Here is a 3,619-nt window from a genome sequence, read left to right as displayed (position 1 = left end):
TTACTAGAAGAGAAAAGGACGGATATGACACTTCCTATTTTTCACTCAAACAACGGAAGGTGGAGTGTCGGTGGGTGTGGCTCAGTATGTTCCAGAACTAAATGCGGCGGTCGGTTACTTGCAAAACAACCGTAACATGAACATGAAAATCGCAATTTCAGTTAAACCACAGAACCCTACAGTGCATTTGGTGATTGGCCACAAGAGTAATGTAGAGAAAGAATATCCATCGCAAGCCTAACTGTATCGGATCTCACAGACCTTTGTACTACTCATCTAATGAACAGTTAGGAGCGTTATATGTTGTTGTCTTGGTTTAGCGACGACTACCCATCGGCCTTATTGTTATCATATTCAGGTACTAATTGAGTGAGGGGAATGATCGCCTCACCCAACTTTCATTGTGACAACGTCACAAAAAGACCGAAAGACTACGGTTATTACCTTCCTTGAAGCCCTTATATAACGTTCTGGTCAGAGTTTTATAAAATATTCAACGTTTTACTGCCCACTTTTAAATCGACTCTCTTTATACCCAAGCGATAAAGGCAAGAGAGTACGTCATTTTGAAAAACATTGTATTGACTACGATTTAGAAGTAATAAAAATTCTTCTAACAAGTATCGTTTTTGAGCAAGCTGATAAAAATCACTTATCCTTTGCTTTACATCCAAGTCAATAACAGCGACTTCCAGGCGAGATTGATTCTTCTCAAATAAAAAACTAATCGGCCATTTTGACACAGAAAACCTCCATTATGTGTGAATTATAAAAACAGTCGTTACCGCTCGAAGGGAAAATTAGAGCAACATTTCTTCTTTAATTCCTACTTTGATTAATGCCGCCTTCTCAATCGCTGTTAGTTCTGAAAGCTCACTAACGAAATCACAATCCTTGAACCGAACGTCGGTCGCTTCACCCAACTTTTCACTCAATGCCGTCATCAAGCCTTCTACTAGGCCACTGAAACGCATGGCAGTCGAGATTAAAACATTGTCACCTTGCGCCAGATATGACGACGGAACTTGTTCAGCAACCAACCTAAAAACGCCTCGTAAACGCTGACCAAAAGCACCTTCCAATTGCGTTAATGTCGCTTTCAGGTCACTTTTCGACATTTGATCCAAAGCTGAACTCATTAAATCCCCATCAAAACGAGCATGAGCATTCGCATCAAGCGCGCCTTCAGTTTTTTTGCCGTTTTTTCATGCCATTGCAAGGCCGATGTATCAATAAAACCTTGTAAACCTTGCATAGTGGCGCTTACATTTGGACGTTTGTGTGAAAGTGAGTCCACAATTAATCCTAGATGCCCTGAATAATTTTTCTCTTGTTTAGGGACAGTAGAAAGCGCCAATTCACGAACTAGACTCAGATCCCCCTTTATTCAAGGCGATATTCTGAATAAATTTAAATGAAATATTGCCTTCGCTTAGCGCATCTTGTAGCTTATTTATTGTTTCACTAGATAATAATGGTGTTAAATTCGCTGTTACTCGTTTAGACAAGTAACTCACCGAATCCAGTGCTGTTTTCTTACTATTATCCTTAGCTGAACTACCTCTAATACCTAGATCATTATCAATTTCAGAACTAACAGCAATCGTCCTGACAGGATACTCGCTCGAGCTTTGTTTCTGTGTTTCCGGCTCAAAATAAGAACTAATAGCCTCTTTAAGTCCACCAACTTGAGCAGTTAATTTTCGGTCATTGAATAGGTTTCAGCGACAATGGCGAGTTTAGTTTGAGCAGACCACTGCTCTGATGAAGTGTTGCTCTTTGGCACGGTGGCTCCTGAACTTCTGAGTTGCGGGCGCCAATAATACAGGGTCGCAGTGCTAATTCCTTCCTCTTCGGACACTTCTTTAACTGACATCGAATAGGGAGGCAGCAGCTTCTTCAATATCGCTTCTTTTCTTTCTACTGAGATACGAGACACAATTACTCTTTATCGCCCAAACTGGTTAAATTTTAACAGTGACAACTACCCTGCCAGATAGGGATATTGTGAACCCAGATTTAGACACAAGAACAGCTCCCGATTGGGAGCCGTTCCCCTTTCAAAAATGATAATGTGCTTTCACACTATCATTCTCCTTTAGCAGCTTTATTATCTTTGGTGCTTGTCTCTTCAGCCTTATGCTCTAATACATCACAGTTTTTATTGATAGTGATGGACTTAGGCTTCATAGCTTCAGGTATCTCTTTCACCAGAGTAATAGTTAACAATCCGTTAGAAAGATCTGCATCCGTAACTTCAACATAATCAGCTAAGTTGAACTTACGTTCGAATGTACGATTGGCGATACCCTGATACAGATATTTATTTTCTTTATCAGCACATTTTTGCCCACGTACACTTAGCACGCTCTTTTCTACTTGAATATCAAGCTCTTCCTGAGTAAATCCGGCTACGGCCAGGGTGATGGCATAGCGATTCTCTTTTAGAACTTCAATGTTATATGGTGGGTAACCGTTGATAGCAGTTTCACTGGTCATGGCATGATCAATTAATGATGCTAGACGGTCAAACCCAACACTACTACGGTATAGTGGAGATAGGTCAATTGAGCTCATAATATATCCTCCATAAGAAGCAATACAAAATAAAAACAAGAGTGATGAAAAGGCCTCTTGATAAGACAACCTTTTCAAGGTTTTTTATAGTGTTTACGAACAATTATTTCAATAGTTTTTATATAGCAATTTCTCATTGAATTAGTTTTTTTATATGAAATTGTTATATCCTATCTATAATGACGAGACAAAAATAGTTCATAATTAGACGGTCTCTCTACTCTCTGATGGGCAATATTCCACGATATGAATTACGCGGGTGGCATGGGGTCGAGATCGGTTGGTTGAGTCACAAGAGATTACTATCAAATCAAATGGAAGGTGATTTATGAATGTGACTCTATGCTTATGTGCGGGTTATGTTTGAAAAATCAATAGCCATGTGATGATTTATTTAACGTAATGGTACTTAGTGTGAACCCAAATTTAGACACAAGAACAGCTCCCTATTAGGAGCTGTTCTGCGTTACGGGGTCACGCAATTGAACATAGGAATAATGAACACCAATAATTTTTTTTAGTGAGTTTTTTAAAATGTATGTCTTTTTACGGCATAACCTTGTTTTTCTTAGATTCATCACTACATCAAATATGAACAATGTTGCTTTTAAACTAGTTTAAAGGTTTTGTATGGCTATCTATGTAGCGCCTGGTAATAAAGTCGGGCGAGATGGGGCTCTTTTCAAGAGTGTAAAATTAATACAACAAATCATACGGTTGTAGTAAAATATGGTCGGTATTGTATTATCCGTGATCATGAAATAGCGCCTCCAACAAGTACTGCAGCGCGACATTGGTTGCAGATTTATAGAACACCAGATAATACGGAGTAATGTCCGTAACATTATCGTAGAAAGGTCGCTTAGCGGCCTTTCTGCATTTGTAAGTATTAGGTAGCCTCCTTGCGGCTTTGTTGCGTAATTAAATTTAGAGATAGAGCTACCCCGTTTCGCGTATTTCTTAGTCAATACGACAAGTTTCAGGCACACCTAACCCAGTAAGCTTGTTCAACGCTTTTATCATCGCGTAAGTTTCACCCACC

The 3,619-nt window shown here is 39.3% G+C and carries 6 protein-coding genes; 1 reads left to right on the top strand and 5 read right to left on the bottom strand.

Going from position 1 to position 3,619, the window contains the following annotated elements; all coding sequences use genetic code 11:
- The first annotated feature begins 64 nt into the window (after positions 1-64).
- Positions 65-241, top strand: coding sequence for a hypothetical protein (locus ACED53_RS23065; RefSeq protein ID WP_157936399.1), 177 nt, complete (start codon positions 65-67; stop codon positions 239-241).
- Between the two features lie 241 nt (positions 242-482).
- Here ACED53_RS23065 and ACED53_RS23060 read toward each other — a convergent pair whose 3' ends face one another.
- From ACED53_RS23060 to ACED53_RS23040, 5 genes are all read right to left on the bottom strand, one after another.
- On the bottom strand, positions 483-743 hold the full coding sequence (locus ACED53_RS23060) for a hypothetical protein (protein WP_017098102.1): 261 nt from the start codon (positions 741-743) through the stop codon (positions 483-485).
- A gap of 57 nt (positions 744-800) precedes the next feature.
- Positions 801-1,139 (bottom strand): hypothetical protein, encoded by a 339-nt coding sequence (locus tag ACED53_RS23055; protein WP_017098101.1) that lies wholly within the window; start codon positions 1,137-1,139, stop codon positions 801-803.
- Entirely contained in the window at positions 1,139-1,297 is a 159-nt protein-coding gene (locus tag ACED53_RS23050) for a hypothetical protein (RefSeq protein ID WP_017098100.1), read from the bottom strand. Before ACED53_RS23050 ends, ACED53_RS23055 begins: the two co-directional genes overlap by 1 nt.
- Positions 1,298-1,696: 399 nt before the next feature.
- Positions 1,697-1,939: a transposase gene (locus ACED53_RS23045; protein WP_032499864.1), complete on the bottom strand. Its 243-nt coding sequence runs from the start codon at positions 1,937-1,939 to the stop codon at positions 1,697-1,699.
- A 149-nt stretch (positions 1,940-2,088) separates the two neighbouring features.
- Positions 2,089-2,577 (bottom strand): Hsp20 family protein, encoded by a 489-nt coding sequence (locus tag ACED53_RS23040; protein WP_017098606.1) that lies wholly within the window; start codon positions 2,575-2,577, stop codon positions 2,089-2,091.
- Between the last annotated feature and the right edge of the window lie 1,042 nt (positions 2,578-3,619).

Origin of the sequence: Vibrio sp. 1F169 (genome assembly GCF_041439605.1) — a bacterium.
Lineage (GTDB): Bacteria > Pseudomonadota > Gammaproteobacteria > Enterobacterales > Vibrionaceae > Vibrio > Vibrio tasmaniensis_A.
This window is presented reverse-complemented; position numbering and strand designations above follow the sequence as displayed.

Excerpts from the sequence above, each read along its gene's own strand:
- ACED53_RS23055 (WP_017098101.1), bottom strand. The coding sequence starts at position 1,139 with ATGAGTTCAGCTTTGGATCAAATGTCGAAAAGTGACCTGAAAGCGACA.
- ACED53_RS23040 (WP_017098606.1), bottom strand. The coding sequence starts at position 2,577 with ATGAGCTCAATTGACCTATCTCCACTATACCGTAGTAGTGTTGGGTTT.